Source organism: Terrabacter carboxydivorans (genome assembly GCF_039532035.1).
In the GTDB taxonomy this organism is placed as follows: Bacteria; Actinomycetota; Actinomycetes; order Actinomycetales; family Dermatophilaceae; genus Terrabacter; species Terrabacter carboxydivorans.
The window spans coordinates 1-539 of sequence record NZ_BAAARE010000079.1; the positions used below are offsets into that span (position 1 = coordinate 1).

Here is a 539-nt window from a genome sequence, read left to right on the forward strand (position 1 = left end):
TGTCCCGTTCCGGGTTTAGTGGAGGCTCGGAACTGACGCGACGACGGTAGCCGCCACGGGATTCTGCCGGTAGTGCTGGTCTTCGAACTCGACGGGCGGCACGAGCCCGATCTCGCCGTGGAGGCGGCGGTGGTTGAACCAGTCGATGTACTCCGCGACGGCGATCTCCAGATCATCAATGCCGCGCCACGGACCCAGGTTGCGGAGCAGCTCGGCCTTGAACAGCGAGTTGAACGCCTCGGCCAGGGCGTTGTCGTACGAGTCACCGGTGGACCCGACCGAGGCGACCGCACCGGCGTCGGCCAGGCGCTGGGTGTAGCGGATGGCGAGGTACTGAACTCCTTTGTCGGAGTGGTGAATCAGGCCAGTCGTGTCCCGGCCGGCGCGGGCCCGGTCCCACAACCCCATCTCGAGGGCGTCGAGGGCCAGGTCGGTGCGCAGGTTCTTGGCCAGCTGCCAGCCGACGACCCGGCGGGAGTAGACGTCGATGACGAACGCGGCGTACACCCACCCCGCGAAGGTGCGGCAGTAGGTGATGT

1 protein-coding gene is annotated in these 539 nt (G+C 67.2%); it reads right to left on the reverse strand.

Annotated elements, in window-relative coordinates; translation table 11 throughout:
• Positions 1-15 precede the first annotated feature (15 nt).
• Positions 16-539 (reverse strand): IS3 family transposase (locus ABD297_RS23645; protein WP_344257631.1); only part of this gene is annotated, 524 nt, incomplete at its 5' end.